We start from the raw sequence: 25204 nt of genomic DNA, 5'->3' as shown, positions 1-25204 counted from the left end.
AAACAATGCAAAGTGTTGATGTAGCCATTGTTGGCGGCGGCATGGTGGGGCTGGCGGTTGCCTGCGGCTTGCAGGGCAGCGGCTTACGCGTTGCCGTATTGGAGCAGCGCGTACCGGAACCCCTGGCGGCGGATGCACCACCACAACTGCGCGTTTCGGCTATCAATGCCGCCAGCGAAAAATTACTCACCCGTCTTGGCGTCTGGCAGGACATTCTCTCTCGTAGGGCCAGTTGTTATCACGGTATGGAAGTGTGGGACAAAGACAGTTTTGGTCACATTTCGTTTGACGATCAAAGCATGGGCTATAGCCATCTTGGGCATATCGTTGAAAATTCAGTCATTCACTACGCGCTGTGGAACAAAGCACAGCAGTCGTCAGATATCAGCCTGTTAGCCCCTGCAGAATTACAGCAGGTCGCCTGGGGAGAGAACGAAACCTTCCTGACGCTGAAAGACGGCAGTATGTTAACGGCGCGTCTGGTAATTGGCGCAGACGGCGCTAATTCCTGGTTGCGCAACAAGGCCGATATTCCGCTGACTTTCTGGGATTATCAGCATCACGCGCTGGTGGCGACCATTCGCACGGAAGAACCGCATGATGCGGTGGCGCGACAGGTTTTCCATGGCGAAGGCATTCTGGCCTTTTTGCCGCTTAGCGATCCGCATCTTTGCTCAATTGTCTGGTCACTGTTCCCAGAGGAAGCACAGCGGATGCAGCAGGCAGGCGAAGACGAATTTAATCGCGAGTTAAATATCGCTTTTGATAATCGCCTGGGCTTATGCAAGGTTGAGAGTGAACGCCTGGTGTTCCCGCTGACTGGGCGTTATGCGCGCCAGTTTGCCGCGCACCGTCTGGCGCTGGTGGGCGACGCCGCGCATACCATTCACCCGTTGGCGGGGCAGGGGGTGAATCTCGGCTTTATGGATGCTGCAGAGCTGATTGCTGAACTGAAACGGTTACATCGTCAGGGTAAAGACATCGGGCAGTACATTTACCTGCGTCGCTATGAGCGTAGCCGCAAGCACAGTGCGGCGCTGATGCTGGCAGGTATGCAGGGATTCCGCGATCTGTTTTCCGGGGCTCATCCGGCGAAAAAACTGCTGCGTGATATTGGCCTGAAACTGGCCGACACTCTTCCTGGCGTTAAGCCACAACTTATTCGTCAGGCAATGGGATTAAACGATTTGCCTGAATGGCTGCGCTAAAAATTTCTCTTCTGCTGTTTATTTGATACCCATCACACTTTCATCTCCCGGTTTTTTCACCGGGAGATTTTCCTCATTTGAAATAAACTAATTTCACCTGCGATTTCGCATTATATTTTCTAATGCCACGGATTTTTGATTTGGTGTTTTTTGGCATTTTTTCAGTTCTTAATGTTGCCTTATTCAAATTAACTTTCTCATCTAATTATCTTTATATAGAGATTGGTTCTTTTTTTGGTTTTTTATTCTGTTGCGATTTTGGCGTTTTTTAACCATAAGCTAATGTGATGATCAATTTTACCTTATGGTTAACAGTCTGTTTCGGTGGTAAGTTCAGGGAAAAGAGAACGATTGCGTTGGGGACCGGGAGTGGCTCCGATGCTGGGTTTCGTGGTGATAATTTCACCATGAAAAAGTTGTCAGCCCCGCTTATTCAATGAGGACAAGATGGCACAACAGACTCCTTTGTACGAACAACACACGCTTTGCGGCGCTCGCATGGTGGATTTCCACGGCTGGATGATGCCGCTGCATTACGGTTCGCAAATCGACGAACATCATGCGGTACGTACCGATGCCGGAATGTTTGATGTGTCACATATGACCATCGTCGATCTTCGCGGCAGTCGCACCCGGGAGTTTCTGCGTTATCTGCTGGCGAACGATGTGGCGAAGCTCACCAAAAGCGGCAAAGCCCTTTACTCGGGGATGTTGAATGCCTCTGGCGGTGTGATAGATGATCTCATCGTCTACTATTTTACTGAAGATTTCTTCCGCCTCGTTGTTAACTCCGCCACCCGCGAAAAAGACCTCTCCTGGATTACCCAACACGCTGAACCTTTCGGCATCGAAATTACCGTTCGTGATGACCTTTCCATGATTGCCGTACAAGGGCCGAATGCGCAGGCAAAAGCTGCCACACTGTTTAATGATGCTCAGCGTCAGGCGGTGGAAGGGATGAAACCCTTCTTTGGCGTGCAGGCGGGCGATCTGTTTATTGCCACCACCGGTTATACCGGTGAAGCGGGCTACGAAATTGCGCTGCCCAATGAAAAAGCGGCGGATTTCTGGCGTGCGCTGGTGGAAGCGGGCGTTAAGCCCTGCGGTCTGGGCGCGCGTGACACGTTGCGTCTGGAAGCGGGTATGAATCTTTATGGTCAGGAGATGGACGAAACCATTTCTCCTTTAGCCGCCAACATGGGCTGGACCATCGCCTGGGAACCGGCTGATCGTGACTTTATCGGTCGTGAAGCCCTGGAAGCGCAGCGTGAACATGGCACAGAAAAACTGGTTGGTCTGGTGATGACCGAAAAAGGCGTGCTGCGTAATGAACTGCCGGTACGTTTTACCGATGCGCAGGGCAATCAGCATGAAGGCATTATCACCAGCGGTACTTTCTCCCCAACGTTGGGTTACAGCATTGCGCTGGCACGCGTGCCGGAAGGTATTGGCGAAACGGCGATTGTGCAAATTCGCAACCGTGAAATGCCGGTAAAAGTGACGAAACCTGTTTTTGTGCGTAACGGCAAAGCCGTCGCGTGATTTACTTTTTTGGAGATTAATTGATGAGCAACGTACCAGCAGAACTGAAATACAGCAAAGAACACGAATGGCTGCGTAAAGAAGCCGACGGCACTTACATTGTTGGCATCACTGAGCACGCTCAGGAGCTGTTAGGCGATATGGTGTTTGTTGACCTGCCGGAAGTGGGCGCAACGGTAAGCGCGGGCGATGACTGCGCGGTTGCCGAATCGGTAAAAGCGGCGTCAGACATTTATGCGCCAGTAAGCGGTGAAATCGTGGCGGTAAACGACGCACTGAGCGATTCTCCGGAACTGGTGAACAGCGAACCGTATGCAGGCGGCTGGATCTTCAAAATCAAAGCCAGCGATGAAAGCGAACTGGAATCACTGCTGGATGCGACCGCATACGAAGCATTGTTAGAAGACGAGTAACGGCTTTATTCCTCTTCTGCGGGAGAGGATCAGGGTGAGGAACTTTTACGCCTCACCCTCACTCTCTTCGCAAGGAGATAGGTTCACAATTCACTGCACGTTTCAGGAATCATCGCTCATGACACAGACGTTAAGCCAGCTTGAAAACAGCGGCGCTTTTATTGAACGCCATATCGGACCGGACGCCGCGCAACAGCAAGAAATGCTGAATGCCGTTGGCGCACAATCGTTAAACGCGCTGACCGGCCAGATTGTGCCGAAAGATATTCAGCTTGCGATACCACCGCAGGTTGGCGCACCGGCGACCGAATACGCCGCGCTGGCGGAACTCAAGGCTATTGCCAGTCGCAATAAACGCTTCACGTCTTACATCGGCATGGGTTACACCGCCGTGCAGCTACCGCCGGTTATCCTGCGTAACATGCTGGAAAATCCGGGCTGGTATACCGCGTATACTCCGTATCAACCTGAAGTCTCCCAGGGCCGCCTTGAAGCACTGCTTAACTTCCAGCAGGTAACGCTGGATTTGACCGGGCTGGATATGGCCTCTGCTTCTTTGTTGGATGAAGCCACCGCTGCCGCCGAAGCAATGGCGATGGCAAAACGCGTCAGTAAACTGAAAAATGCCAACCGCTTCTTCGTTGCTTCTGACGTGCATCCGCAAACCTTAGATGTAGTACGTACACGCGCAGAAACCTTTGGTTTTGAAGTGATTGTCGACGATGCGCAAAAAGTTCTCGATCACCAGGACGTCTTCGGCGTGCTGTTACAGCAGGTCGGCACTACCGGTGAAATTCACGACTACACCGCGCTTATCAGCGAACTGAAATCACGCAAAATTGTGGTCAGCGTCGCCGCCGATATTATGGCGCTGGTGCTGTTAACTGCGCCGGGCAAACAGGGCGCGGATATTGTTTTTGGTTCGGCGCAACGCTTTGGCGTACCGATGGGCTACGGTGGCCCACATGCGGCATTCTTTGCGGCGAAAGATGAATACAAACGCTCAATGCCGGGCCGTATTATCGGTGTATCGAAAGATGCTGCGGGCAATACCGCGCTGCGCATGGCGATGCAGACTCGCGAGCAACATATTCGCCGTGAGAAAGCGAACTCCAACATTTGTACTTCCCAGGTACTGCTGGCAAACATCGCCAGCCTGTATGCCGTTTATCACGGTCCGGTTGGCCTGAAACGTATCGCTAACCGCATCCACCGTCTTACTGATATCCTGGCTGCAGGTCTGCAACAAAAAGGTCTGAAGCTGCGCCATGCGCACTATTTCGATACTTTGTGTGTGGAAGTGGCCGACAAAGCGGGCGTGCTGGCGCGTGCCGAAGCGGCTGAAATCAACCTGCGTAGCGATATTCTGAATGCGGTTGGGATCACCCTTGATGAAACCACCACGCGCGAAAACGTGATGCAGCTTTTCAGCGTACTGCTGGGCGATAATCACGGACTGGACATCGACACGCTGGACAAAGACGTGGCTCACGACAGCCGTTCTATTCAGCCTGCAATGCTGCGCGATGACGAAATTCTCACCCATCCGGTGTTTAATCGCTACCACAGCGAAACCGAAATGATGCGCTATATGCACTCGCTGGAGCGTAAAGATCTGGCGCTGAATCAGGCGATGATCCCGCTGGGTTCCTGCACCATGAAACTGAACGCCGCCGCCGAGATGATCCCAATCACCTGGCCGGAATTTGCCGAACTGCACCCGTTCTGCCCGCCGGAACAGGCCGAAGGTTATCAGCAGATGATCGCCCAACTGGCTGACTGGCTGGTGAAACTGACCGGTTACGACGCCGTCTGTATGCAGCCGAACTCTGGCGCTCAGGGCGAATACGCGGGGCTGCTGGCGATTCGTCATTATCATGAAAGCCGCAACGAAGGGCATCGCGATATCTGCCTGATCCCGGCTTCTGCGCATGGCACTAACCCGGCTTCCGCGCATATGGCAGGAATGCAGGTGGTGGTTGTGGCGTGTGATAAAAACGGCAACATCGATCTGACTGACCTGCGCGCGAAAGCGGAACAGGCGGGCGATAATCTCTCCTGCATTATGGTGACCTATCCTTCCACCCACGGCGTGTACGAAGAAACGATCCGTGAAGTGTGTGAAATCGTGCATCAGTTCGGCGGTCAGGTTTACCTTGATGGCGCGAACATGAACGCCCAGGTTGGCATCACTTCGCCGGGCTTTATTGGCGCGGACGTTTCGCACCTTAACCTGCATAAAACTTTCTGCATTCCGCACGGCGGTGGTGGTCCGGGTATGGGACCGATCGGCGTGAAAGCGCATTTGGCACCGTTTGTTCCGGGTCATAGCGTGGTGCAAATCGAAGGCATGTTAACCCGTCAGGGCGCGGTTTCTGCGGCACCGTTCGGTAGCGCTTCTATTCTGCCAATTAGCTGGATGTACATCCGCATGATGGGCGCAGAAGGGCTGAAAAAAGCAAGCCAGGTGGCAATCCTCAACGCCAACTATATTACCAGCCGCCTGCAGGATGCCTTCCCGGTGCTGTATACCGGTCGCGACGGTCGCGTGGCGCATGAATGTATTCTTGATATTCGTCCGTTGAAAGAAGAAACCGGCATCAGCGAGCTGGATATTGCCAAGCGCCTGATCGACTATGGTTTCCACGCGCCGACTATGTCGTTCCCGGTGGCGGGGACGCTGATGGTAGAACCGACTGAATCTGAAAGCAAAGTGGAACTGGATCGCTTTATCGATGCGATGCTGTCTATCCGCGCAGAAATTGACCAGGTGAAAGCCGGTGTCTGGCCGCTGGAAGATAACCCGCTGGTGAACGCGCCGCACATTCAGAGCGAACTGGTCGCCGAGTGGGCGCATCCGTACAGCCGTGAAGTTGCAGTATTCCCGGCAGGCGTGGCAGACAAATACTGGCCAACAGTGAAACGTCTGGATGATGTTTACGGCGACCGTAACCTGTTCTGCTCCTGCGTACCGATTAGCGAATACAAGTAATTTACTGATTCGACTATCTTCTAAAGGCGCTTCGGCGCCTTTGACACTGATGTCAAACTCAACATTGCCTGATGCACCTCGTTTATCAGGCCTACATAGTCTGTGCAATGTATTGAATTTGCACGATCTTGTAGGCTGGATAAGGCGTTCACGCCGCATCCGGCATAATAAAAGCACTTTGTCATCAATAATTTGAAAGGCGCTTCGGCGCCTTTATTTTTTTAGGAAAACAGATGACTATAGCACTTGTGACCGGTGGCAGTCGCGGCATCGGGCGGGCAACTGCATTACTGTTGGCGCAAGAAGGGTATACGGTGGCGGTTAATTATCAGCAAAACCTCCACGCGGCGCAGGAAGTGGTGAAGTTAATCACGCAAGCCGGTGGCAAGGCATTCGTGCTTCAGGCGGATATCAGCGACGAAAATCAGGTCATCGCAATGTTTACAGCAATCGATCAGCACGATGAACCGCTAGCCGCGCTGGTCAATAACGCCGGGATCTTGTTTACCCAGTGCACCGTAGAAAACCTTACCGCAGAGCGAATCAACCGGGTACTTTCCACCAATGTGACGGGATATTTTCTCTGTTGCCGCGAGGCGGTAAAACGCATGGCGCTTAAAAATGGCGGTAATGGCGGTGCTATCGTCAACGTCTCTTCAGTGGCCTCACGGCTGGGATCTCCGGGGGAATACGTTGATTATGCGGCCTCGAAAGGGGCGATTGATACGTTAACCACAGGGCTGTCGCTGGAAGTCGCCGCGCAGGGGATCCGCGTTAACGGCGTGCGGCCAGGGTTTATTTATACCGAAATGCACGCCAGCGGTGGCGAACCTGGACGCGTTGATCGCGTTAAGTCGAACATCCCCATGCAGCGTGGCGGACAGGCGGAAGAGGTCGCGCAGGCCATCGTCTGGCTGTTAAGTGATAAAGCCTCTTATGTCACGGGAAGTTTTATCGATTTGGCGGGTGGAAAATAAAACAGGAAAGTTATCTGACCGGATGCAACGAGTATTGCATCCGGTACTTCATCGACTTAAAGCTTCTCGCCGTTGCTGGCAATCACCTCTTTGTACCAGTCAAAGCTCTTCTTACGTGAACGCGACATATCGCCAGTACCGTCGTCATGTTTATCCACATAGATAAAGCCGTAGCGTTTGCTGTACTGCCCGGTGGTGAAAGATACACAGTCGATGCAGCCCCACGGTGTGTAGCCCATCAGGTCCACGCCATCGTAAGTCACCGCTTTTTTCATCTCTTCGATATGGGCGCGCAGGTAATCAATGCGGTAGTCGTCGTTGATGCTGCCGTCTTCTTCCACTTTGTCGTAAGCGCCAAAACCGTTTTCGACAATAAACAGCGGCTTCTGATAACGCTCATACAGTTCGCATAGTGCATAGCGCAGACCCACCGGATCGATCTGCCATCCCCAGTCCGACGCTTTAACAAATGGGTTCGGTACACTGCCTTCAAAACCAGAGATCGCATCGCCGGTGCCGCCTTCGGCCTTCACTGCGTTGGTCATGTAATAGCTGAAACCAAGATAATCGCAGGTGCCTTCACGCAGTACATCGAGATCGCCGTCTTCCATTTTGATGTTAAATCTGCGACGCTCCCACTCGTTCAACACATACGACGGGTAATAGCCGCGTAGCTGCACATCGGTAAAGACGTAGCGTTCGCGCATCGACTCCTGAGCGAACATCACATCGTCCGGGTTACAGGAGTAAGGATAGAGCGGCACCATCGCCAGCATACAGCCGACTTTCATCTCCGGGTTAATGCGACGCGCGGCTTTCACCGCCAGGGCGCTGGCGACAAACTGGTGATGCAGCACCTGATACATCGTCTCTTCCGGGTTTTCATGTTCGGTATACACCACGCCAGAGCAGCAGTAACCGAACAGAGGTGCACGCCAGTTACGCTGGTTGTTAATTTCGTTGAAGGTCATCCAGTATTTGACTTTATGCTTATAGCGTTCAAATACCACTTCCGCGAAACGTACAAAGAAATCAACCACTTTACGGTTAGTCCAGCTACCGTATTGCTGCACCAGATGCAGCGGCATTTCAAAGTGGGAGAGGGTGATCACCGGTTCGATGTTGTATTTCAGCAGTTCATCGAACATATCATCGTAGAACTTCAGCCCTTCTTCGTTTGGCTGAGCTTCATCACCTTTTGGAAAAATGCGCGTCCAGGCGATGGATGTACGAAAACATTTGAAGCCCATTTCGGCAAATAGCTTGATGTCTTCCTTGTAGTGACCATAAAAATCAACGGCTTCATGGTTTGGATAGTATTTTCCTGGCAAGACTTCTTTGGTGATTTCGCGCGGCACGCCGTGTGCGCCACCGGTCAGAACGTCACAAATGCTCGGCCCTTTGCCGCCTTTGTTCCAGCCGCCTTCGACCTGATGAGCGGCAACTGCGCCGCCCCATAAGAAATCTTTCGGTAAGGTGAGTTTTTTCACTATCATAGGCTCCAGATGAGTCAATTCTTACAGGAAATAGTACCATGCAGCCAAACGACATCACTTTTTTTCAACGTTTCCAGGATGACATTCTGGCTGGGCGTAAAACCATCACCATCCGCGACGAGTCTGAATCGCACTTCAAAACGGGTGATGTGCTTCGTGTCGGGCGTTTTGAAGATGACGGTTATTTTTGCACGATTGAAGTCACCGCAACCTCAACCGTAACGCTGGATACACTGACGGAAAAACATGCAGAGCAGGAAAATATGACCCTGACTGATCTGAAAAAGGTCATTGCCGATATCTATCCCGGCCAGACACAGTTTTATGTGATTGAATTTAAATGCCTTTAAATTGAACTCACGCCTGTTAGTTGAAATTTCGCATTTAATTTCATGATTTTTCGGAGATTAGTCTCAAATCAGAATTTATTTTAGCTAACAGGTGTTCACTGGAACTATTCTCAGTTACGCTGGAGAAGTGTTCACGTGCGTGTACGTTTCTCCGGAGTAAGTTATGGTTCAGAAGCCCCTCATTAAGCAGGGATATTCGCTGGCAGAGGAAATTGCCAACAGCGTCAGTCACGGCATTGGGCTGGTGTTTGGTATCGTTGGGCTGGTGTTGTTACTGGTTCAGGCGGTGGATCTCAATGCCAGCGCCACAGCGATAACCAGTTACAGCCTCTATGGCGGCAGTATGATCCTGCTGTTTCTTGCTTCGACGCTTTATCACGCCGTTCCCCATCAACGGGCAAAAATGTGGCTGAAGAAATTTGACCACTGTGCCATTTATCTATTGATTGCCGGAACCTACACGCCGTTTTTGCTGGTGGGGCTGGATTCTCCGTTAGCGCGCGGGTTGATGATTGTTATCTGGAGCCTGGCGCTGTTGGGGATTCTGTTCAAGCTGACCATCGCGCACCGATTCAAAATTTTATCTCTGGTGACTTATCTGGCGATGGGCTGGCTGTCGCTGGTGGTGATTTATGAAATGGCCGTTAAGCTCGCGGCGGGCAGCGTTACCTTACTGGCGGTAGGCGGAGTGGTTTATTCGCTCGGGGTGATTTTCTATGTCTGCAAACGCATTCCGTACAATCATGCCATCTGGCACGGCTTTGTGCTCGGCGGCAGCGTGTGCCACTTTCTGGCGATCTATTTGTATATTGGGCAGGCGTAATGGGTGTGCCTTTGTAGGCCTGATAAGACGCGTCAGCGTCGCATCAGGCATCAGATCGCAACTGCCGGATGCGGCGTGAACGCCTTATCCGGCCTACGGGCCGCGTCCTTGGTGTGATAAAGGCACCAAATCCCAGGCATGATAAGACGAGTCAGCGTCGCATCAGGCAATAGTCGCCGGAGCGATACAGAGATTTACTCTTCGAGCGAATACGGCAGCGGCTCGATATGCAATGTATTCGCATCGTCACGTACGCGGAAGATGCTGTCCGGTTCCATATCGTTATTCATGACGACCTGTACCACGACCTGACCATCTTCCAGTTTTACCGCAGCCAGCACCGTACCGGTACGACGCCAGTTCTCGCCCATTTTCAGCTCTAAATCTTCACCCGCTTCCGGCAGTCGGCTGGCGCTACCTGCCAGCAGCCAGAGGGCACGTTTGTTGGCACCGCGGAATTTAGCTCGTGCCACCATCTCTTGTCCGGTATAACAGCCTTTTTTAAAGCTGATGCCGCCCAGCGCCTGGAGGTTGGTCGCCTGTGGGATAAACTGCCCGCTGTTGGCGGCATCAATCACCGGAAAACCCGCTTCAATGTTTAATGCCAGCCACTGTTGGCTATTGTTCAGTTCCGCTTCACCGCGCAGTTTATCGGTCAGCGTATTGGCGGTAGCTTCATCGGTTACGATCAGGAAACGTTCTGCTGGGTGTTCAAACCATAGCAGGGTAGTCGCACCTTCTCTGATAACCTGCTTTTCCTTCGAAGGTAATTCACTAAAGAGGTTAGCCAGCGCAGCGCGTGCCTGAAAACCGGCAACACCAAGCAGCACACGTTCATCGTCTGGCGCGATGGTCACTTTAGAGAACACCGCATATTTTTTCAGTTCAGTCAGTTGCGACTCGCGCACGCTGCGCCGTTCAATCCACGCAAAGCCATCGCCGTCGCGGAACAGACGTAAATTGCTCCACATTTTGCCTTTGGCGTCGCAATGGGCGGCGAGCAGGTGCTGATCTTCTGTCATCTGGCTGACATCTGCTGTCACTTGACCCTGCATATATTTTTCGCTGTCCGCGCCACTAATAGTGGCTAGCGCCCAGTCATCAAGCGTCATCAGCGTCAGTGGCAAACGGGCAGAAGCCGTAGGCTGACGGGGAGGAAAAGGTGTAAAAGCCATAATAGAGTCCTGAGTTGCTTAACGGCGTATTAATGACTAATGGTAAAAGAGCTATGAGGCAATGCAAGTGCTTTCACTACGCGATCTGTGCCTTCTGATATGCTTTGCGAGGCGACTTCCAAAAAAATGAATCCCTTGAAATATTGTGGGTTAATTTCGCGATCGCGATTGTGTTTACTGATATTCCCGCAAAAGAAGTCGAAAAACACGTTACAATAGCCTGGTACTGGATTTTCGTGAGACAGGAAGAAGATGGACATTAATAACAAAGCCCGCATTCACTGGGCATGCCGCCGTGGTATGCGCGAACTCGATATTTCAATCATGCCGTTTTTCGAACATGAGTACGACAGCTTAAGTGATGACGAAAAACGCATCTTTATTCGTCTGCTGGAATGTGACGATCCCGATCTGTTCAACTGGCTGATGAATCATGGTAAACCGGCCGATGCAGAACTGGAAATGATGGTCCGACTCATCCAGACACGGAATCGGGAACGTGGTCCTGTGGCAATCTGATTTACGCGTCTCCTGGCGCGCGCAGTGGCTTTCCTTGCTGATTCATGGGCTGGTTGCCGCTGTTATTTTACTCATGCCCTGGCCGTTAAGTTACACTCCGTTATGGATGGTGTTACTTTCGCTGGTGGTGTTTGATTGCGTTCGCAGCCAGCGACGCATTAATGCCCGCCAGGGGGAAATTCGCCTGTTGATGGACGGGCGTTTGCGTTGGCAAGGGCAGGAGTGGAGCATCGTCAAAGCGCCGTGGATGATTAAGAGCGGCATGATGCTGCGTTTACGTTCTGACAGCGGTAAACGGCAACATTTATGGCTGGCAGCCGACAGCATGGACGAAGCCGAATGGCGGGATTTACGGCGGATTTTGTTGCAACAAGAGACGCAAAGATAAAGATGACGGCAAAGCCTGTGCGCTAAGCCGTCAGTGACATCAGGCGTAATGCTCTGCCATTTCGTTGAGGATTTGCTCGCACCAGTTCTGAATACGCTCGTCGCTAAGGTCATACTGATTAGTTTCGTCCAGCGCCAGACCCACGAACAGTTGCCCGTCAGCAATCACCGGTTTCGGGCTGGTAAACTCATATCCTTCCGTTGGCCAGTAGCCGACGAACTTCACGCCTTTGGTCGAGAGTTTGTCATGCAGCATGCCGAGCGCATCGAGGAACCACTCGCCGTACCCCAGTTGATCGCCAAGCCCATACAGCGCAACAATTTTACCTTCGAGATTCAGGTCGTCGAGCTGATCCCAGACAGCTTCCCAGTCTTCCTGGATTTCGCCAAAATCCCAGGTCGGGATACCCAGAATGAGCACATCGTACTGCTCCATTAATTTCGGGGAGTCGTCCTTGAGGTTATGTAAGGTCACCAGTTCTGGGCCGATAATATCGCGGATTTTTTCTGCCGCCATTTCGGTATAACAGGTGCTGGAACCATAAAAAAGACCCATATTCATAACGTAAGCTTCTCGATTCTGCTGTGGCTTTTGCGGCTAGTGTATCAGAATCGCTTTAGTCACGGCACAATAAGGCATAATGGATCAAATGAGTGACCATAAGGGGCGCAAGTGAAACAGGATCTGGCACGCATCGAGCAGTTTCTTGATGCTCTGTGGCTGGAAAAAAATCTGGCTGAAAATACGTTGAACGCATACCGTCGCGATCTGTCAATGATGGTGGAGTGGTTGCATCACCGCGGGTTGACGCTGGCGACGGCGCAAAGTGACGATTTGCAGGCATTACTGGCAGAACGGCTGGAGGGTGGGTATAAAGCCACCAGCTCAGCGCGTTTGCTGAGTGCAGTGCGCCGATTGTTCCAGTATCTTTATCGCGAAAAGTTTCGTGAAGACGATCCCAGCGCGCATCTCGCTTCGCCGAAATTGCCCCAGCGTTTGCCAAAAGATTTAAGCGAAGCGCAGGTCGAACGATTATTACAGGCACCATTAATTGATCAGCCACTGGAGCTGCGCGATAAAGCCATGCTTGAAGTGTTGTATGCTACCGGGCTGCGAGTCTCTGAACTGGTCGGGCTGACAATGAGTGATATCAGCCTGCGTCAGGGCGTAGTGCGGGTCATTGGTAAAGGCAACAAAGAACGCCTTGTGCCGTTAGGTGAAGAGGCGGTTTACTGGCTGGAAACTTATCTGGAACACGGGCGACCGTGGTTGCTAAACGGTGTGTCAATTGACGTGTTGTTTCCCAGCCAGCGCGCGCAGCAGATGACGAGACAAACCTTCTGGCACCGCATTAAACATTATGCTGTGCTGGCGGGGATCGACAGCGAAAAGTTGTCACCGCATGTGTTGCGTCACGCCTTTGCCACTCATTTATTAAATCATGGTGCGGATTTACGCGTGGTTCAGATGCTACTGGGCCACAGCGATCTCTCCACCACGCAAATTTATACGCATGTCGCTACCGAGCGTCTGCGGCAACTTCATCAACAGCATCACCCGCGGGCGTGATGTCTGAAAAGAACGGGAAGATTTATGAAGAAAGGTTTTATGTTATTTACGTTGTTGGCGGCGTTTTCAGGCTTTGCTCAGGCGGATGACGCGGCAATTCAACAAACGTTAGCCAAAATGGGCATCAAAAGCAGTGATATTCAGCCTGCGCCCGTGGCTGGTATGAAGACAGTTCTGACTAACAGCGGTGTGTTGTACATCACTGATGATGGTAAACATATCATTCAGGGACCAATGTATGACGTTAGCGGAACGACTCCGGTCAATGTCACTAATAAGATGTTGTTAAAGCAGCTGAACGCGCTTGAAAACGAGATGATCGTTTATAAAGCGCCGCAGGAAAAACACGTCATTACCGTGTTTACTGATATTACCTGTGGTTACTGCCACAAACTGCATGAGCAAATGGCAGACTACAACGCGCTGGGGATCACCGTGCGTTATCTTGCTTTCCCTCGCCAGGGGCTGGAGAGCCAGGCTGAGCAACAAATGAAAGCCATCTGGTGTGCGAAAGATAAAAAGAAAGCATTTGATGATGTGATGGCGGGTAAAGCTGCCACTCCGGCAAGTTGCGATATCGATATTGCCGATCATTACGCACTTGGCGTCCAGCTTGGCGTTAGTGGCACTCCGGCAATTGTGCTGAGCAATGGCACACTTGTTCCGGGTTACCAGCCGCCGAAAGAGATGAAAGAATTCCTCGACGAACACCAAAAAATGACCAGCGGTAAATAATTCGCGTGAAACAACAGATACAACTTCGTCGCCGTGAAGTCGATGAAACGGCAGACTTGCCCGCTGAATTGCCTCCCTTGCTGCGCCGTTTATATGCCAGCCGGGGAGTACGCAGTGCGCAAGAACTGGAACGTAGTGTAAAAGGTATGCTGCCCTGGCAGCAACTGAGCGGCGTCGAAAAGGCCGTTGAGATCCTTTACAACGCTTTTCGCGAAGGAACGCGGATTATGGTGGTCGGTGACTTCGACGCCGACGGTGCCACCAGCACGGCTCTAAGCGTGCTGGCGATGCGCTCGCTTGGTTGCAGCAATATCGACTACCTGGTACCAAACCGTTTCGAAGACGGTTACGGCTTAAGCCCGGAAGTGGTCGATCAGGCCCATGCCCGTGGCGCGCAGTTAATTGTCACGGTGGATAACGGCATTTCCTCCCATGCGGGGGTTGAACATGCTCGATCGTTGGGCATTCCGGTTATTGTTACCGATCACCATTTGCAGGGCGAAACATTACCCGCGGCGGAAGCGATCATTAACCCTAACTTGCGCGACTGCAATTTCCCGTCGAAATCACTGGCAGGCGTGGGTGTGGCGTTTTATTTAATGCTGGCGCTGCGCACCTTTTTGCGTGATCAGGGCTGGTTTGATGAGCGTGGTATCGCAATTCCTAACCTGGCAGAACTGCTGGATCTGGTCGCGTTGGGGACAGTGGCAGACGTCGTGCCGCTGGATGCTAATAATCGCATTCTGACCTGGCAGGGGATGAGTCGCATCCGTGCCGGAAAGTGCCGTCCAGGGATTAAAGCGTTGCTGGAAGTGGCCAACCGCGATGCGCAAAAACTCGCCGCCAGCGATTTAGGTTTTGCGCTGGGGCCACGTCTCAATGCAGCCGGGAGACTGGATGATATGTCCGTTGGTGTGGCGCTGTTGTTGTGCGATAACATCGGCGAAGCGCGAGTACTGGCAAATGAACTCGATGCGCTAAACCAGACGCGAAAAGAGATCGAACAGGGAATGCAGGTTGAAGCCCTGACCCTGTGCGAGAAACTGGAGCGCAGCCGCGACACGCTACCCGGCGGCCTGGCAATGTATCACCCGGAATGGCATCAGGGCGTTGTCGGTATTCTGGCTTCGCGTATTAAAGAGCGTTTTCACCGTCCGGTTATCGCTTTTGCGCCTGCGGGTGACGGTACGCTGAAAGGTTCCGGTCGCTCCATTCAGGGGCTGCATATGCGTGATGCGCTGGAGCGGCTAGACACACTCTACCCCGGCATGATGCTGAAGTTTGGCGGTCATGCGATGGCGGCAGGCCTGTCGCTGGAAGAGGATAAATTCGAACTCTTTCAGCAACGGTTTGGCGAACTGGTTACTGAGTGGCTGGACCCTTCGCTATTGCAAGGCGAAGTGGTGTCAGACGGTCCGCTAAGCCCAGCCGAAATGACCATGGAAGTGGCGCAGCTGCTGCGCGATGCTGGCCCGTGGGGGCAGATGTTCCCGGAGCCGCTGTTTGACGGTCATTTCCGTCTGCTGCAACAGCGACTGGTGGGTGAACGTCATTTGAAAGTCATGGTCGAACCGGTCGGCGGCGGTCCGCTGCTGGACGGTATTGCTTTTAATGTCGATACCGCCCTCTGGCCGGATAACGGCGTGCGCGAAGTGCAACTGGCTTACAAGCTGGATATCAACGAGTTTCGTGGCAACCGCAGCCTGCAAATTATCATCGACAATATCTGGCCAATTTAGCGTCATATTATCTATAAAAAAGAGCGTGGATTCGGTACAATCCCGCTCTTATCACCGCATTTTGACTAGCTCAATAAAAGAAATCAGACCATGTTTGAAATTAATCCGGTAAATAATCGCATTCAGGACCTCACGGAACGCTCCGACGTTCTTAGGGGGTATCTTTGACTACGACGCCAAGAAAGAGCGTCTGGAAGAAGTAAACGCCGAGCTGGAACAGCCGGATGTCTGGAACGAACCCGAACGCGCACAGGCGCTGGGTAAAGAGCGTTCCTCCCTCGAAGCCGTTGTCGACACCCTCGACCAAATGAAACAGGGGCTGGAAGATGTTTCTGGTCTGCTGGAGCTGGCTGTAGAAGCTGACGACGAAGAAACCTTTAACGAAGCCGTTGCTGAACTCGACGCCCTGGAAGAAAAACTGGCGCAGCTTGAGTTCCGTCGTATGTTCTCTGGCGAATATGATAGCGCCGACTGCTACCTCGATATTCAGGCAGGTTCTGGCGGTACGGAAGCACAGGACTGGGCGAGCATGCTTGAGCGTATGTATCTGCGCTGGGCTGAATCGCGTGGTTTCAAAACTGAAATTATCGAAGAGTCGGAAGGTGAAGTGGCGGGTATTAAATCCGTGACTATCAAAATCTCCGGCGATTACGCTTACGGCTGGCTGCGTACAGAAACTGGCGTTCACCGCCTGGTGCGTAAGAGCCCGTTTGACTCCGGCGGTCGTCGCCACACGTCGTTCAGCTCCGCGTTTGTTTACCCGGAAGTCGATGATGATATCGATATCGAAATCAATCCGGCGGATCTGCGCATCGACGTTTATCGCGCATCCGGCGCGGGTGGTCAGCACGTTAACCGTACCGAATCTGCGGTGCGTATTACTCACATCCCAACCGGGATTGTGACCCAATGCCAGAACGACCGTTCCCAGCACAAAAACAAAGACCAGGCCATGAAGCAGATGAAAGCGAAGCTTTATGAACTGGAGATGCAGAAGAAAAATGCCGAGAAACAGGCGATGGAAGATAACAAATCTGACATCGGCTGGGGCAGCCAGATTCGTTCTTATGTCCTTGATGACTCCCGCATTAAAGATCTGCGTACCGGGGTAGAAACTCGTAACACGCAGGCAGTGCTGGACGGCAGCCTGGATCAATTTATCGAAGCAAGTTTGAAAGCAGGGTTATGAGGAACCAACATGTCTGAACAACACGCACAGGGCGCTGACGCGGTAGTCGATCTTAACAATGAACTGAAAACGCGTCGTGAGAAGCTGGCGAACCTGCGTGAGCAGGGGATTGCCTTCCCGAACGATTTCCGTCGCGATCATACCTCTGACCAATTGCACGCAGAATTCGACGGCAAAGAAAACGAAGAACTGGAAGCGCTGAACATCGAAGTTGCCGTTGCTGGCCGCATGATGACCCGTCGTATTATGGGTAAAGCCTCCTTCGTTACTCTGCAGGACGTTGGCGGCCGCATTCAGCTGTACGTTGCCCGTGACGATTTACCGGAAGGCGTTTACAACGATCAATTCAAAAAATGGGATCTCGGCGATATCCTCGGCGCGAAAGGTAAACTGTTCAAAACCAAAACTGGCGAACTGTCTATCCACTGTACCGAGCTGCGTCTGCTGACCAAAGCACTGCGTCCGCTGCCGGACAAATTCCACGGTTTGCAGGATCAGGAAGCGCGCTATCGTCAGCGTTATCTGGATCTCATTTCTAACGATGAATCCCGCAACACCTTTAAAGTGCGTTCGCAGATCCTCTCTGGCATTCGCCAGTTCATGGTGAATCGTGGCTTTATGGAAGTTGAAACGCCGATGATGCAGGTGATCCCAGGCGGCGCGGCAGCGCGTCCGTTTATCACCCATCACAATGCGCTGGATCTCGACATGTACCTGCGTATCGCGCCGGAACTGTACCTCAAGCGTCTGGTGGTTGGTGGCTTCGAGCGTGTATTCGAAATCAACCGTAACTTCCGTAACGAAGGTATCTCCGTACGTCATAACCCAGAGTTCACCATGATGGAACTCTACATGGCTTACGCGGATTACAAAGATCTGATCGAGCTGACCGAATCGCTGTTCCGTACTCTGGCACAGGATATTCTCGGTAAGACGGAAGTGACCTACGGCGACGTGACGCTGGACTTCGGTAAACCGTTCGAAAAACTGACCATGCGTGAAGCGATCAAGAAATATCGCCCGGAAACCGACATGGCGGATCTGGACAACTTCGACTCTGCGAAAGCGATTGCTGAATCTATCGGCATCCACGTTGAGAAGAGCTGGGGTCTGGGCCGTATCGTTACCGAGATCTTCGAAGAAGTGGCAGAAGCACATCTGATCCAGCCGACCTTCATTACTGAATATCCGGCAGAAGTTTCTCCGCTGGCGCGTCGTAATGACGTTAACCCGGAAATCACTGACCGCTTTGAGTTCTTCATTGGTGGTCGTGAAATCGGTAACGGCTTTAGCGAGTTGAATGACGCGGAAGATCAGGCGCAGCGCTTCCTGGATCAGGTTGCCGCGAAAGACGCAGGCGACGACGAAGCGATGTTCTACGACGAAGATTACGTCACCGCACTGGAACACGGCTTACCGCCGACAGCAGGTCTGGGAATTGGTATCGACCGTATGGTAATGCTGTTCACCAACAGCCATACCATCCGTGACGTTATTCTGTTCCCTGCGATGCGTCCGGTGAAATAAGCATTACATTATGCTCACAACCCCGGCAAATGTCGGGGTTTTTTAATTGTGCTGCGCGAAAGCAGACAACAATTTTCTTGCTTCACTATTGGCTGCCTGCATCACCATCCACGGACTGAACGCCCACGGTGTGGCATCAATACCGCGTAAAACCGCTGCTAAATCACACCATTGATAATCCATCACTTCATCATCGTTGATCTGTAACGCACTGGTCGTGCGTGCGGCAAATACCGGACATACTTCATTTTCTACAATGCCATTCGGATCGGTGGCGCGGTAGCGAAAGTCAGGATAGACCGGTTCTGGTGCTGTTATTTCCACACCCAGTTCAAAGCGGCAACGGCGGATCACCGCGTCTTCGTTGCTTTCGCCCAGTTGTGGGTGCCCACAAACCGAGTTAGTCCACACGCCCGGCCATGCTTTTTTGCTAAGGGCGCGGCGGGTAACTAATAATTGCCCTTTGGCATTAAACAGCCAGCAGGAGAACGCGAGATGTAAGAGAGTGTCTGCCGTGTGTGCGGCATACTTTTCCAGCGTACCCGTGGGAACTCCCTGTGCATTCAATAAAATGACGTGTTCCGTTTGCATAATTTCTCACATGTAATTCTAATCACTCATCATTATAGATAATTGAAGAGTGAAATGATTAACCAAGTGAGCGTTTATCGACAACCGCCCGTTTTGAGCGGATGTCGACAGGTAAAACCATTTAAAAAAGCAGCATCATATATTTGAAGCGACTTTCAATGGCCATTGCAACACAGTCAGAAATGACAGGAATAGAGAGAGTAAAAAGCAACAACAGACTGAATATAGCGCGCATTAAAAGATTCATATTATTCTCCATGCTCATTTTTCTTCAGCTTGCGCATCAGAAGCCACATACGTACTGTCCTGACTTTTAAATCTTTATCAGAGACGGATTCCTTCACCAGATCAGCATGATGCTGATAGCCATTAAAGAAGACGTTCAGCACAACGGCGCTAAGGGTTGCGAGCATAATGCCGCTATGCAGCAACGGTTGCAGTACGGCCGGTAACTTAGAAAAGAAATCGTGAGAGAGCGTCGGAGTCATGCCAACGCCGAGACTGATCGCCACAATATAGAGGTTGTAACGGTTAGTGGTGTAGTTACAGCGCGACAGAATTCGAATCCCCGTCGCCAGTACCATGCCGAACATCACCAGCCCTGCGCCGCCAAGCACAAATTGCGGAATCGAGGCTACCAGCACCGCCATTTTGGGCACCATGCCAAACATGATTAATATGATCCCCGAAGAAATACACACCCAGCGACTATGAACGCGAGTCACGCTAACCAGGCCAACGTTTTGAGAAAATGACGTGTGGGGGAAGCTGTTAAACGTTCCGCCTATCATTGTCCCTACACCATCGACACGCAGCCCGCGAATAATATCGTGCGAAGAGAGTTTACGACCGACTATTTCACCCAGTGCCAGGAACATCCCCATCGACTCGATAAACACGATGATTAACACAGCGGTCATGGTTAGAATAGAAACGGGGTCAAATACCGGCATACCAAACGACATTGGGGTGACAATCGCAAACCACGAAGCATCATGTAGCCCGGACAAATTGACTTCATTCATCATCCACGAAAGTAAAAAGCCAAATACAATCCCCAGTAATACGGCGACGTTGGACATAAATCCTTTCGCATAGCGAGTAATGAGCAAGATAAAAATTAAGACGGCAAAGGAGATACCTAAATAAACGGGATTACCATATTGCGGATTCCCTTTACCTCCAGCGGCCCAGTCAATACCGACCTGAATAATGCTAAGCCCGATAGAAGTAATAACCACACCGGTAACCAGTGGCGGGAATAAAGGCATTAAGCGACCGATAAGTGGTGCTAATAATGTGGTGATAAATCCCGCGGCGATAGTGGCACCAAATATCCCCAGCAGGCCGATATCCGGGTTCATGCCAATGGCTATCATTGGTGTTACAGCAGCAAAGGTTACCGACATAATCACCGGCAGACGGATCCCCATAAAGCGGCCGATACCGATACATTGTAATAATGTGACGATCCCGCAGCAAAAGAGATCCGAGCTAATGAGCATCGCAATAGCTTCTTTTGAGAGGCCCAGTCGGTCACCAATCATAAGAGGAACAGCGACTGCACCTGCGTACATTACAAGGACGTGTTGCAGACCGAGTATGATCAGCTTTCCTGGTGATAATATGCGGTCAACCTCATCAGTTGGGCGGTCTTGCCCTTGAGATGAGGGAAGTTGGGAATCTATGGCGCTCATCAGTGTTTCTCCTTTCGCCCGCCAGAGTAAAAAGCAACCGTTTACGTTATTGAAACTGTCTAAACATATGCTCGTGGAGTGCCAGTTTTTGCGAGGAAGGGGAGTTAGAGACAGGAATTGCGGAGGCAATCACATAATCGTGGTTAAACCACGAAAATGAGAAGAGAACCTGACAATGGAATTATCTGTAATTTTCTCATATTGATATTTCATTAATCATTCTGGCATGTCGCACTCTCGCATTTAATCGTTTTTATCTGGATAGCGTTCTTTTGGTCGGCAATGTTGAAATAATGAAAGCGGCACAGATTGAGGGGCAATAATTTGAACTCAGTCGCAAAATTATAATTAAAACGGTCATGCTACCTAATATATGCCCGTTTATTGCATCGCGAAATTTGAGAAGACATAACTCATTAAATGAAAGGGATGCAAATGAATAAGTTTATCGCTGCTGAAGCTGCGGAATGTATAGGCTGTCATGCTTGTGAAATTGCCTGTGCGGTGGCACATAATCAAGAAAACTGGCCGCTGAGTCACAGTGACTTTCGACCGCGTATCCACGTTGTAGGGAAAGGCCAGGCTGCGAATCCGGTGGCCTGTCATCACTGCAACAATGCTCCTTGCGTTACGGCTTGTCCGGTTAATGCTCTGACTTTCCAGCCCGATAGCGTACAACTGGACGAGCAAAAATGTATTGGTTGTAAAAGATGCGCAATCGCTTGCCCCTTTGGCGTCGTTGAGATGGTCGATACGATTGCGCAGAAATGCGACCTTTGTAATCAGCGCAGTTCCGGCACGCAAGCCTGTATTGACGTATGCCCAACACAGGCGTTACGGCTGATGGACGATAAAGGGTTGCAGCAGATAAAGGTGGCCCGCCAGCGCAAAACGGCAGCAGGAAAAGCGTCATCAGACGCTCAGCCATCTCGCAGTGCAGCGTTGCTCCCCGTTAACTCGCGTAAAGGCGCAGATAAAATTTCAGCGAGTGAACGGAAAACCCACTTTGGCGAAATTTATTGCGGGCTGGATCCACAACAAGCGACTTATGAGAGTGACCGCTGTATTTATTGCGCCGAAAAAGCTAACTGCAACTGGCATTGCCCGCTGCATAACGCTATTCCGGATTACATCCGTCTGGTGCAGGAAGGAAAGATTATTGAAGCGGCAGAACTTTGCCACCAGACCAGTTCCTTACCAGAAATCTGCGGCAGGGTATGTCCACAGGACCGTCTTTGTGAAGGCGCATGTACTTTGAAAGATCACTCTGGCGCAGTCTCTATCGGGAATCTGGAACGCTACATCACCGATACCGCGTTGGCGATGGGCTGGCGTCCTGATGTCAGCCATGTTGTTCCCCGTATCGAAAAAGTGGCGGTGATTGGCGCAGGGCCTGCAGGGTTAGGGTGTGCTGATATCCTGGCGCGCGCGGGAGTTCAGGTTGATGTCTTTGATCGCCATCCAGAAATTGGCGGTATGCTGACTTTTGGCATTCCTCCTTTCAAACTCGATAAAACAGTCTTAAGCCAGCGGCGTGAGATATTCACCGCAATGGGAATCGACTTTCATCTCAACTGTGAGATTGGCCGCGATATTACCTTTAGCGATTTAACTTCTGAATATGATGCCGTTTTCATCGGCGTGGGGACTTACGGGATGATGCGAGCAGATTTGCCGCATGAAGATGCGCCCGGTGTCATTCAAGCTCTACCGTTCCTGACCGCTCATACTCGCCAGTTGATGGGATTGCCGGAATCTGAAGAGTATCCGCTGACGGATGTGGAAGGTAAGCGAGTCGTGGTATTGGGCGGTGGCGATACGACCATGGATTGTTTGCGGACTTCCATCCGCCTCAATGCCGCCAGCGTGACCTGCGCGTATCGTCGTGATGAAGTCAGTATGCCGGGCTCGCGAAAAGAGGTGGTCAATGCGCGCGAGGAAGGTGTCGAGTTTCAATTCAATGTTCAGCCGCAATATATCGCTTGTGACGAAAATGGGCATTTAACTGCGGTGGGCCTTATTCGTACCGCTATGGGGGAGCCGGGGCCGGATGGTCGCCGTCGTCCTCGTCCGGTAGCGGGTTCAGAGTTTGAGCTGCCTGCCGATGTTCTGATTATGGCCTTTGGTTTCCAGGCGCATGCCATGCCGTGGTTGCAAGGCAGCGGAATTAAGCTCGATAAATGGGGCCTGATTCAAACCGGGGACGTCGGGTATTTACCTACCCAGACGCACCTGAAAAAAGTCTTTGCTGGTGGGGATGCAGTTCATGGCGCGGATCTGGTTGTCACTGCAATGGCCGCAGGAAGGCAGGCGGCGCGCGATATGTTAACTCTGTTTGATTCGAAGGCATCGTGATGAAATCGTTAATTATCGTTAATCCGGCTGATTGTATTGGCTGCCGTACTTGTGAAGTAGCCTGTGTGGTCGCTCATCCTTCAGAACAGGCGTTGAATGCCGATGTCTTTTTGCCTCGGCTGAAGGTACAGCGACTGGACAGCATCAGTGCGCCGGTGATGTGCCACCAGTGTGAAAATGCCCCTTGTGTCGGCGCTTGCCCCGTGGGAGCGCTGACGATGGGCGAGCAGGTGGTGCAGGCAAATTCTGCCCGTTGTATTGGCTGTCAGAGTTGCGTCAGTGCGTGTCCGTTTGGGATGATCACCATTCAGTCGTTGCCGGGGGATACCCGGCAACAAATTGTGAAATGCGATCTCTGTGAACAGCGGGAAGCGGGGCCAGCCTGCGTTGAGTCTTGCCCGACACAGGCGCTGCAGTTGCTTACTGAAAGAGAACTCAGGCGGCTCCGCAAGCAGCGTATTGTTGCCAGCGGTGAGAATCCTCTCTGAAAGAATTCTCCGCGCTGAAAGGCGCGGAGAATCTATTAGATAGCCCATCCACCCGCGTAAAATGCGACCAGTGCGGCAGTAATGATTACCGTACCAATATTCAGCTTTTGCCATTCGCGTGCAAAGACGCGGCCTACGACCAGTGTCACAAAGCCCAGCATAATACCGGTAACGATATTACAAGTCAGAACGATAAACACGGCACACACCAGGCCAGCCATTGCGTCAATAAAATCGTTGAAATCCAGCTTCGAGACGTTACTTAACATCAGCAAACCTACGTACATCAGAGCGGGTGCAGTGGCGTAACCAGGGATCAAAAATGACAGTGGTGATAAAAACAGAATCAACAGGAATAACGCTCCCACTACGGTTGCGGTCAACCCTGTTTTACCCCCGGCGGCGGTTCCTGCCGCTGATTCGATATAAACCGCTGCGGGCGCAGCACCCACCAGGCCGGAGAATATTGAACTTACTGAGTCACTGGTCAGGGCTTTACCGCCGTTGATGATCTGGTTGTCTTTATCTAACAAATTCGCCTGACCGGCGACGGCACGGATGGTACCGGTGGCGTCGAACACTGCGGTCATCACCAATGCCAGTACACTCGGAAGTACAGTTGGCTGGAGTGCCCCCATAATATCGAGGCTGAAAATCAGAGACTTACCATCTTCGCCAGTCAGACTGGGCATCGCCACCAGACCGTGGTACTTCACCGCTGGATCAAAGATTAAGCCGATGATCGAAATTGCAATAATCACCAACAAGATCCCGCCAGGTACGCGGCACTTTTCCAGACCGAAGATGACCGCCAGACCCAGTAAGCTCATCATCACCGGGAAGGAGGTAAACGCACCGAGCGCCACCGGCAAGCCTTCAATCGGGTTTTTGATAACCATTCCCACACCGTTAGCAGCAATCAGCAGCAGAAACAGGCCGATACCGATACCTGTGCCGTGAGCGATACCCATCGGTAAATTACGTAATATCCAGGTTCGCACACCGGTTACAGAAATGGCGGTGAAGATGACACCCATCAGAAAGACCGCACCCAGTGCGACAGGAACGCTAATTTGTTGCCCGAGTACCAGACTGAATGCGGTAAATGCCGTTAAGGAAATAGCGCAACCAATCGCCATTGGCAAGTTGGCCCACAAGCCCATCAGCAACGAGCCGAAGCCCGCGACCAGACAGGTGGCAACAAACACAGCTGCGGGAGGAAAACCTGCTTTGCCCAGCATTCCCGGAACGACGATAACGGAATAAACCATGGCCAGAAAGGTCGTTAAGCCAGCCAGTACTTCCTGACGAACGGTACTGCCACGAGCGGTAATTTTAAAATAATTATCCAGCGCGCCTTGTGGCTTTGGTGCGTCCGGTGTTTGTAGGATGTCTCCAGACATAATGATGTCCTCACGAGGATGTTAAAGT

General features: G+C 51.7%; 25 protein-coding genes. 17 read left to right on the top strand and 8 right to left on the bottom strand.

What is annotated here, in order from left to right; all coding sequences use genetic code 11:
• The first annotated feature begins 5 nt into the window (after positions 1-5).
• Complete coding sequence (gene ubiI / locus AACU19_RS16615) at positions 6-1208, top strand: FAD-dependent 2-octaprenylphenol hydroxylase (RefSeq protein WP_105278301.1); 1203 nt, start codon at positions 6-8, stop codon at positions 1206-1208.
• A gap of 73 nt (positions 1209-1281) precedes the next feature.
• Here ubiI and AACU19_RS16610 read toward each other — a convergent pair whose 3' ends face one another.
• Positions 1282-1365: a hypothetical protein gene (locus AACU19_RS16610; protein WP_123057630.1), complete on the bottom strand. Its 84-nt coding sequence runs from the start codon at positions 1363-1365 to the stop codon at positions 1282-1284.
• Between the two features lie 290 nt (positions 1366-1655).
• Here AACU19_RS16610 and gcvT point away from each other — a divergent pair, with 290 nt between their 5' ends.
• From gcvT to AACU19_RS16590, 4 genes are all read left to right on the top strand, one after another.
• Positions 1656-2750, top strand: coding sequence for a glycine cleavage system aminomethyltransferase GcvT (gene gcvT / locus AACU19_RS16605; protein WP_000068700.1), 1095 nt, complete (start codon positions 1656-1658; stop codon positions 2748-2750).
• A gap of 23 nt (positions 2751-2773) precedes the next feature.
• Positions 2774-3163, top strand: a complete 390-nt coding sequence (gene gcvH / locus AACU19_RS16600) for a glycine cleavage system protein GcvH (protein WP_024212219.1) — start codon at positions 2774-2776, stop codon at positions 3161-3163.
• A 118-nt stretch (positions 3164-3281) separates the two neighbouring features.
• Entirely contained in the window at positions 3282-6155 is a 2874-nt protein-coding gene (gene gcvP / locus AACU19_RS16595; protein WP_105278300.1) for an aminomethyl-transferring glycine dehydrogenase, read from the top strand.
• Between the two features lie 233 nt (positions 6156-6388).
• The gene (locus AACU19_RS16590) at positions 6389-7132 is read left to right on the top strand and encodes an SDR family oxidoreductase (protein WP_000150658.1); all 744 of its coding nucleotides are present in this window, start codon (positions 6389-6391) and stop codon (positions 7130-7132) included.
• A gap of 56 nt (positions 7133-7188) precedes the next feature.
• Here the strand turns inward: AACU19_RS16590 and bglA are convergent, their stop codons facing one another.
• Complete coding sequence (gene bglA, locus AACU19_RS16585) at positions 7189-8622, bottom strand: 6-phospho-beta-glucosidase BglA (RefSeq protein ID WP_157942748.1); 1434 nt, start codon at positions 8620-8622, stop codon at positions 7189-7191.
• Between the two features lie 44 nt (positions 8623-8666).
• Between bglA and yqfB the strand changes: the two genes are divergently transcribed.
• Together yqfB and trhA are read left to right on the top strand one after the other, a co-directional pair.
• Positions 8667-8978 (top strand): N(4)-acetylcytidine aminohydrolase, encoded by a 312-nt coding sequence (gene yqfB, locus AACU19_RS16580; protein WP_001182952.1) that lies wholly within the window; start codon positions 8667-8669, stop codon positions 8976-8978.
• Positions 8979-9141: 163 nt separating this feature from the next.
• Positions 9142-9801 (top strand): PAQR family membrane homeostasis protein TrhA, encoded by a 660-nt coding sequence (gene trhA, locus AACU19_RS16575; protein WP_000250283.1) that lies wholly within the window; start codon positions 9142-9144, stop codon positions 9799-9801.
• A gap of 194 nt (positions 9802-9995) precedes the next feature.
• Here trhA and ygfZ read toward each other — a convergent pair whose 3' ends face one another.
• On the bottom strand, positions 9996-10976 hold the full coding sequence (gene ygfZ, locus AACU19_RS16570) for a tRNA-modifying protein YgfZ (RefSeq protein WP_105278299.1): 981 nt from the start codon (positions 10974-10976) through the stop codon (positions 9996-9998).
• Between the two features lie 252 nt (positions 10977-11228).
• Between ygfZ and sdhE the strand changes: the two genes are divergently transcribed.
• Positions 11229-11495 carry an FAD assembly factor SdhE gene (gene sdhE, locus AACU19_RS16565; protein ID WP_000354046.1) on the top strand — a complete coding sequence of 89 codons (267 nt, stop codon included), beginning with the start codon at positions 11229-11231 and terminating at the stop codon, positions 11493-11495.
• A complete protein-coding gene (locus AACU19_RS16560) occupies positions 11476-11883 on the top strand; it encodes a protein YgfX (RefSeq protein ID WP_000244781.1) in 408 nt (135 codons plus the stop codon). The genes sdhE and AACU19_RS16560 overlap by 20 nt, the downstream gene beginning before the upstream one ends.
• Positions 11884-11922: 39 nt before the next feature.
• Here the strand turns inward: AACU19_RS16560 and fldB are convergent, their stop codons facing one another.
• Positions 11923-12444: a flavodoxin FldB gene (gene fldB, locus AACU19_RS16555; protein WP_001055872.1), complete on the bottom strand. Its 522-nt coding sequence runs from the start codon at positions 12442-12444 to the stop codon at positions 11923-11925.
• Positions 12445-12555: 111 nt separating this feature from the next.
• On the opposite strand from fldB, the gene xerD reads away from it, so the two are divergent.
• The 5 genes from xerD (at position 12556) to lysS (ending at position 18642) form a co-directional block, all read left to right on the top strand.
• Positions 12556-13452: a site-specific tyrosine recombinase XerD gene (gene xerD, locus AACU19_RS16550; RefSeq protein WP_000806638.1), complete on the top strand. Its 897-nt coding sequence runs from the start codon at positions 12556-12558 to the stop codon at positions 13450-13452.
• A 24-nt stretch (positions 13453-13476) separates the two neighbouring features.
• A complete protein-coding gene (gene dsbC / locus AACU19_RS16545) occupies positions 13477-14187 on the top strand; it encodes a bifunctional protein-disulfide isomerase/oxidoreductase DsbC (RefSeq protein ID WP_000715223.1) in 711 nt (236 codons plus the stop codon).
• Between the two features lie 5 nt (positions 14188-14192).
• Positions 14193-15926 (top strand): single-stranded-DNA-specific exonuclease RecJ, encoded by a 1734-nt coding sequence (gene recJ, locus AACU19_RS16540; protein ID WP_105278298.1) that lies wholly within the window; start codon positions 14193-14195, stop codon positions 15924-15926.
• Positions 15927-16016: 90 nt separating this feature from the next.
• A protein-coding gene (gene prfB / locus AACU19_RS16535) for a peptide chain release factor 2 (protein ID WP_001701073.1) occupies positions 16017-17115 on the top strand; the annotation gives its coding sequence in 2 pieces (ribosomal slippage) (positions 16017-16091 and positions 16093-17115; 1098 coding nt in all).
• A 9-nt stretch (positions 17116-17124) separates the two neighbouring features.
• Entirely contained in the window at positions 17125-18642 is a 1518-nt protein-coding gene (lysS, locus tag AACU19_RS16530) for a lysine--tRNA ligase (RefSeq protein ID WP_000003061.1), read from the top strand.
• 42 nt (positions 18643-18684) lie between these two features.
• On the opposite strand, the gene idi is transcribed toward lysS, so the two are convergent.
• The gene (idi, locus tag AACU19_RS16525; protein WP_096986670.1) at positions 18685-19233 is read right to left on the bottom strand and encodes an isopentenyl-diphosphate Delta-isomerase; all 549 of its coding nucleotides are present in this window, start codon (positions 19231-19233) and stop codon (positions 18685-18687) included.
• A gap of 54 nt (positions 19234-19287) precedes the next feature.
• Between idi and AACU19_RS16520 the strand changes: the two genes are divergently transcribed.
• Positions 19288-19380, top strand: a complete 93-nt coding sequence (locus tag AACU19_RS16520; protein WP_223344823.1) for a hypothetical protein — start codon at positions 19288-19290, stop codon at positions 19378-19380.
• On the opposite strand, the gene yqfG is transcribed toward AACU19_RS16520, so the two are convergent.
• Together yqfG and uacT are read right to left on the bottom strand one after the other, a co-directional pair.
• Complete coding sequence (yqfG, locus tag AACU19_RS16515; protein ID WP_001050745.1) at positions 19355-19480, bottom strand: protein YqfG; 126 nt, start codon at positions 19478-19480, stop codon at positions 19355-19357. The two genes, AACU19_RS16520 and yqfG, sit on opposite strands and share 26 nt — an antisense overlap.
• Position 19481: 1 nt before the next feature.
• A complete protein-coding gene (uacT, locus tag AACU19_RS16510; protein WP_105271611.1) occupies positions 19482-20930 on the bottom strand; it encodes a urate/proton symporter UacT in 1449 nt (482 codons plus the stop codon).
• Between the two features lie 435 nt (positions 20931-21365).
• Between uacT and ygfT the strand changes: the two genes are divergently transcribed.
• Positions 21366-23285, top strand: a complete 1920-nt coding sequence (gene ygfT / locus AACU19_RS16505) for a formate-dependent uric acid utilization protein YgfT (protein ID WP_105278297.1) — start codon at positions 21366-21368, stop codon at positions 23283-23285.
• Positions 23285-23773: a 4Fe-4S dicluster domain-containing protein gene (locus AACU19_RS16500; protein ID WP_105278296.1), complete on the top strand. Its 489-nt coding sequence runs from the start codon at positions 23285-23287 to the stop codon at positions 23771-23773. Before ygfT ends, AACU19_RS16500 begins: the two co-directional genes overlap by 1 nt.
• Positions 23774-23808: 35 nt before the next feature.
• Here the strand turns inward: AACU19_RS16500 and ghxQ are convergent, their stop codons facing one another.
• Positions 23809-25176, bottom strand: a complete 1368-nt coding sequence (ghxQ, locus tag AACU19_RS16495; RefSeq protein WP_000012163.1) for a guanine/hypoxanthine transporter GhxQ — start codon at positions 25174-25176, stop codon at positions 23809-23811.
• Positions 25177-25204 lie beyond the last annotated feature (28 nt).

The organism is Escherichia sp. MOD1-EC4550 (genome assembly GCF_963876935.1).
Classification (GTDB): domain Bacteria; phylum Pseudomonadota; class Gammaproteobacteria; order Enterobacterales; family Enterobacteriaceae; genus Escherichia; species Escherichia coli_F.
The sequence above is the reverse complement of the archived record's forward strand: the minus strand, read 5'-3'. Positions and strand labels throughout refer to the sequence as shown.

Excerpts from the sequence above, each read along its gene's own strand:
- idi (WP_096986670.1), bottom strand. The coding sequence starts at position 19,233 with ATGCAAACGGAACACGTCATTTTATTGAATGCACAGGGAGTTCCCACG.
- AACU19_RS16500 (WP_105278296.1), top strand. The coding sequence starts at position 23,285 with ATGAAATCGTTAATTATCGTTAATCCGGCTGATTGTATTGGCTGCCGT.
- trhA (WP_000250283.1), top strand. The coding sequence starts at position 9,142 with ATGGTTCAGAAGCCCCTCATTAAGCAGGGATATTCGCTGGCAGAGGAA.
- fldB (WP_001055872.1), bottom strand. The coding sequence starts at position 12,444 with ATGAATATGGGTCTTTTTTATGGTTCCAGCACCTGTTATACCGAAATG.
- gcvT (WP_000068700.1), top strand. The coding sequence starts at position 1,656 with ATGGCACAACAGACTCCTTTGTACGAACAACACACGCTTTGCGGCGCT.
- sdhE (WP_000354046.1), top strand. The coding sequence starts at position 11,229 with ATGGACATTAATAACAAAGCCCGCATTCACTGGGCATGCCGCCGTGGT.
- AACU19_RS16520 (WP_223344823.1), top strand. The coding sequence starts at position 19,288 with ATGATTAACCAAGTGAGCGTTTATCGACAACCGCCCGTTTTGAGCGGA.
- lysS (WP_000003061.1), top strand. The coding sequence starts at position 17,125 with ATGTCTGAACAACACGCACAGGGCGCTGACGCGGTAGTCGATCTTAAC.
- ghxQ (WP_000012163.1), bottom strand. The coding sequence starts at position 25,176 with ATGTCTGGAGACATCCTACAAACACCGGACGCACCAAAGCCACAAGGC.
- uacT (WP_105271611.1), bottom strand. The coding sequence starts at position 20,930 with ATGAGCGCCATAGATTCCCAACTTCCCTCATCTCAAGGGCAAGACCGC.
- AACU19_RS16590 (WP_000150658.1), top strand. The coding sequence starts at position 6,389 with ATGACTATAGCACTTGTGACCGGTGGCAGTCGCGGCATCGGGCGGGCA.
- gcvP (WP_105278300.1), top strand. The coding sequence starts at position 3,282 with ATGACACAGACGTTAAGCCAGCTTGAAAACAGCGGCGCTTTTATTGAA.
- gcvH (WP_024212219.1), top strand. The coding sequence starts at position 2,774 with ATGAGCAACGTACCAGCAGAACTGAAATACAGCAAAGAACACGAATGG.
- yqfG (WP_001050745.1), bottom strand. The coding sequence starts at position 19,480 with ATGAATCTTTTAATGCGCGCTATATTCAGTCTGTTGTTGCTTTTTACT.
- ubiI (WP_105278301.1), top strand. The coding sequence starts at position 6 with ATGCAAAGTGTTGATGTAGCCATTGTTGGCGGCGGCATGGTGGGGCTG.
- dsbC (WP_000715223.1), top strand. The coding sequence starts at position 13,477 with ATGAAGAAAGGTTTTATGTTATTTACGTTGTTGGCGGCGTTTTCAGGC.
- AACU19_RS16610 (WP_123057630.1), bottom strand. The coding sequence starts at position 1,365 with ATGCCAAAAAACACCAAATCAAAAATCCGTGGCATTAGAAAATATAAT.
- ygfZ (WP_105278299.1), bottom strand. The coding sequence starts at position 10,976 with ATGGCTTTTACACCTTTTCCTCCCCGTCAGCCTACGGCTTCTGCCCGT.
- yqfB (WP_001182952.1), top strand. The coding sequence starts at position 8,667 with ATGCAGCCAAACGACATCACTTTTTTTCAACGTTTCCAGGATGACATT.
- ygfT (WP_105278297.1), top strand. The coding sequence starts at position 21,366 with ATGAATAAGTTTATCGCTGCTGAAGCTGCGGAATGTATAGGCTGTCAT.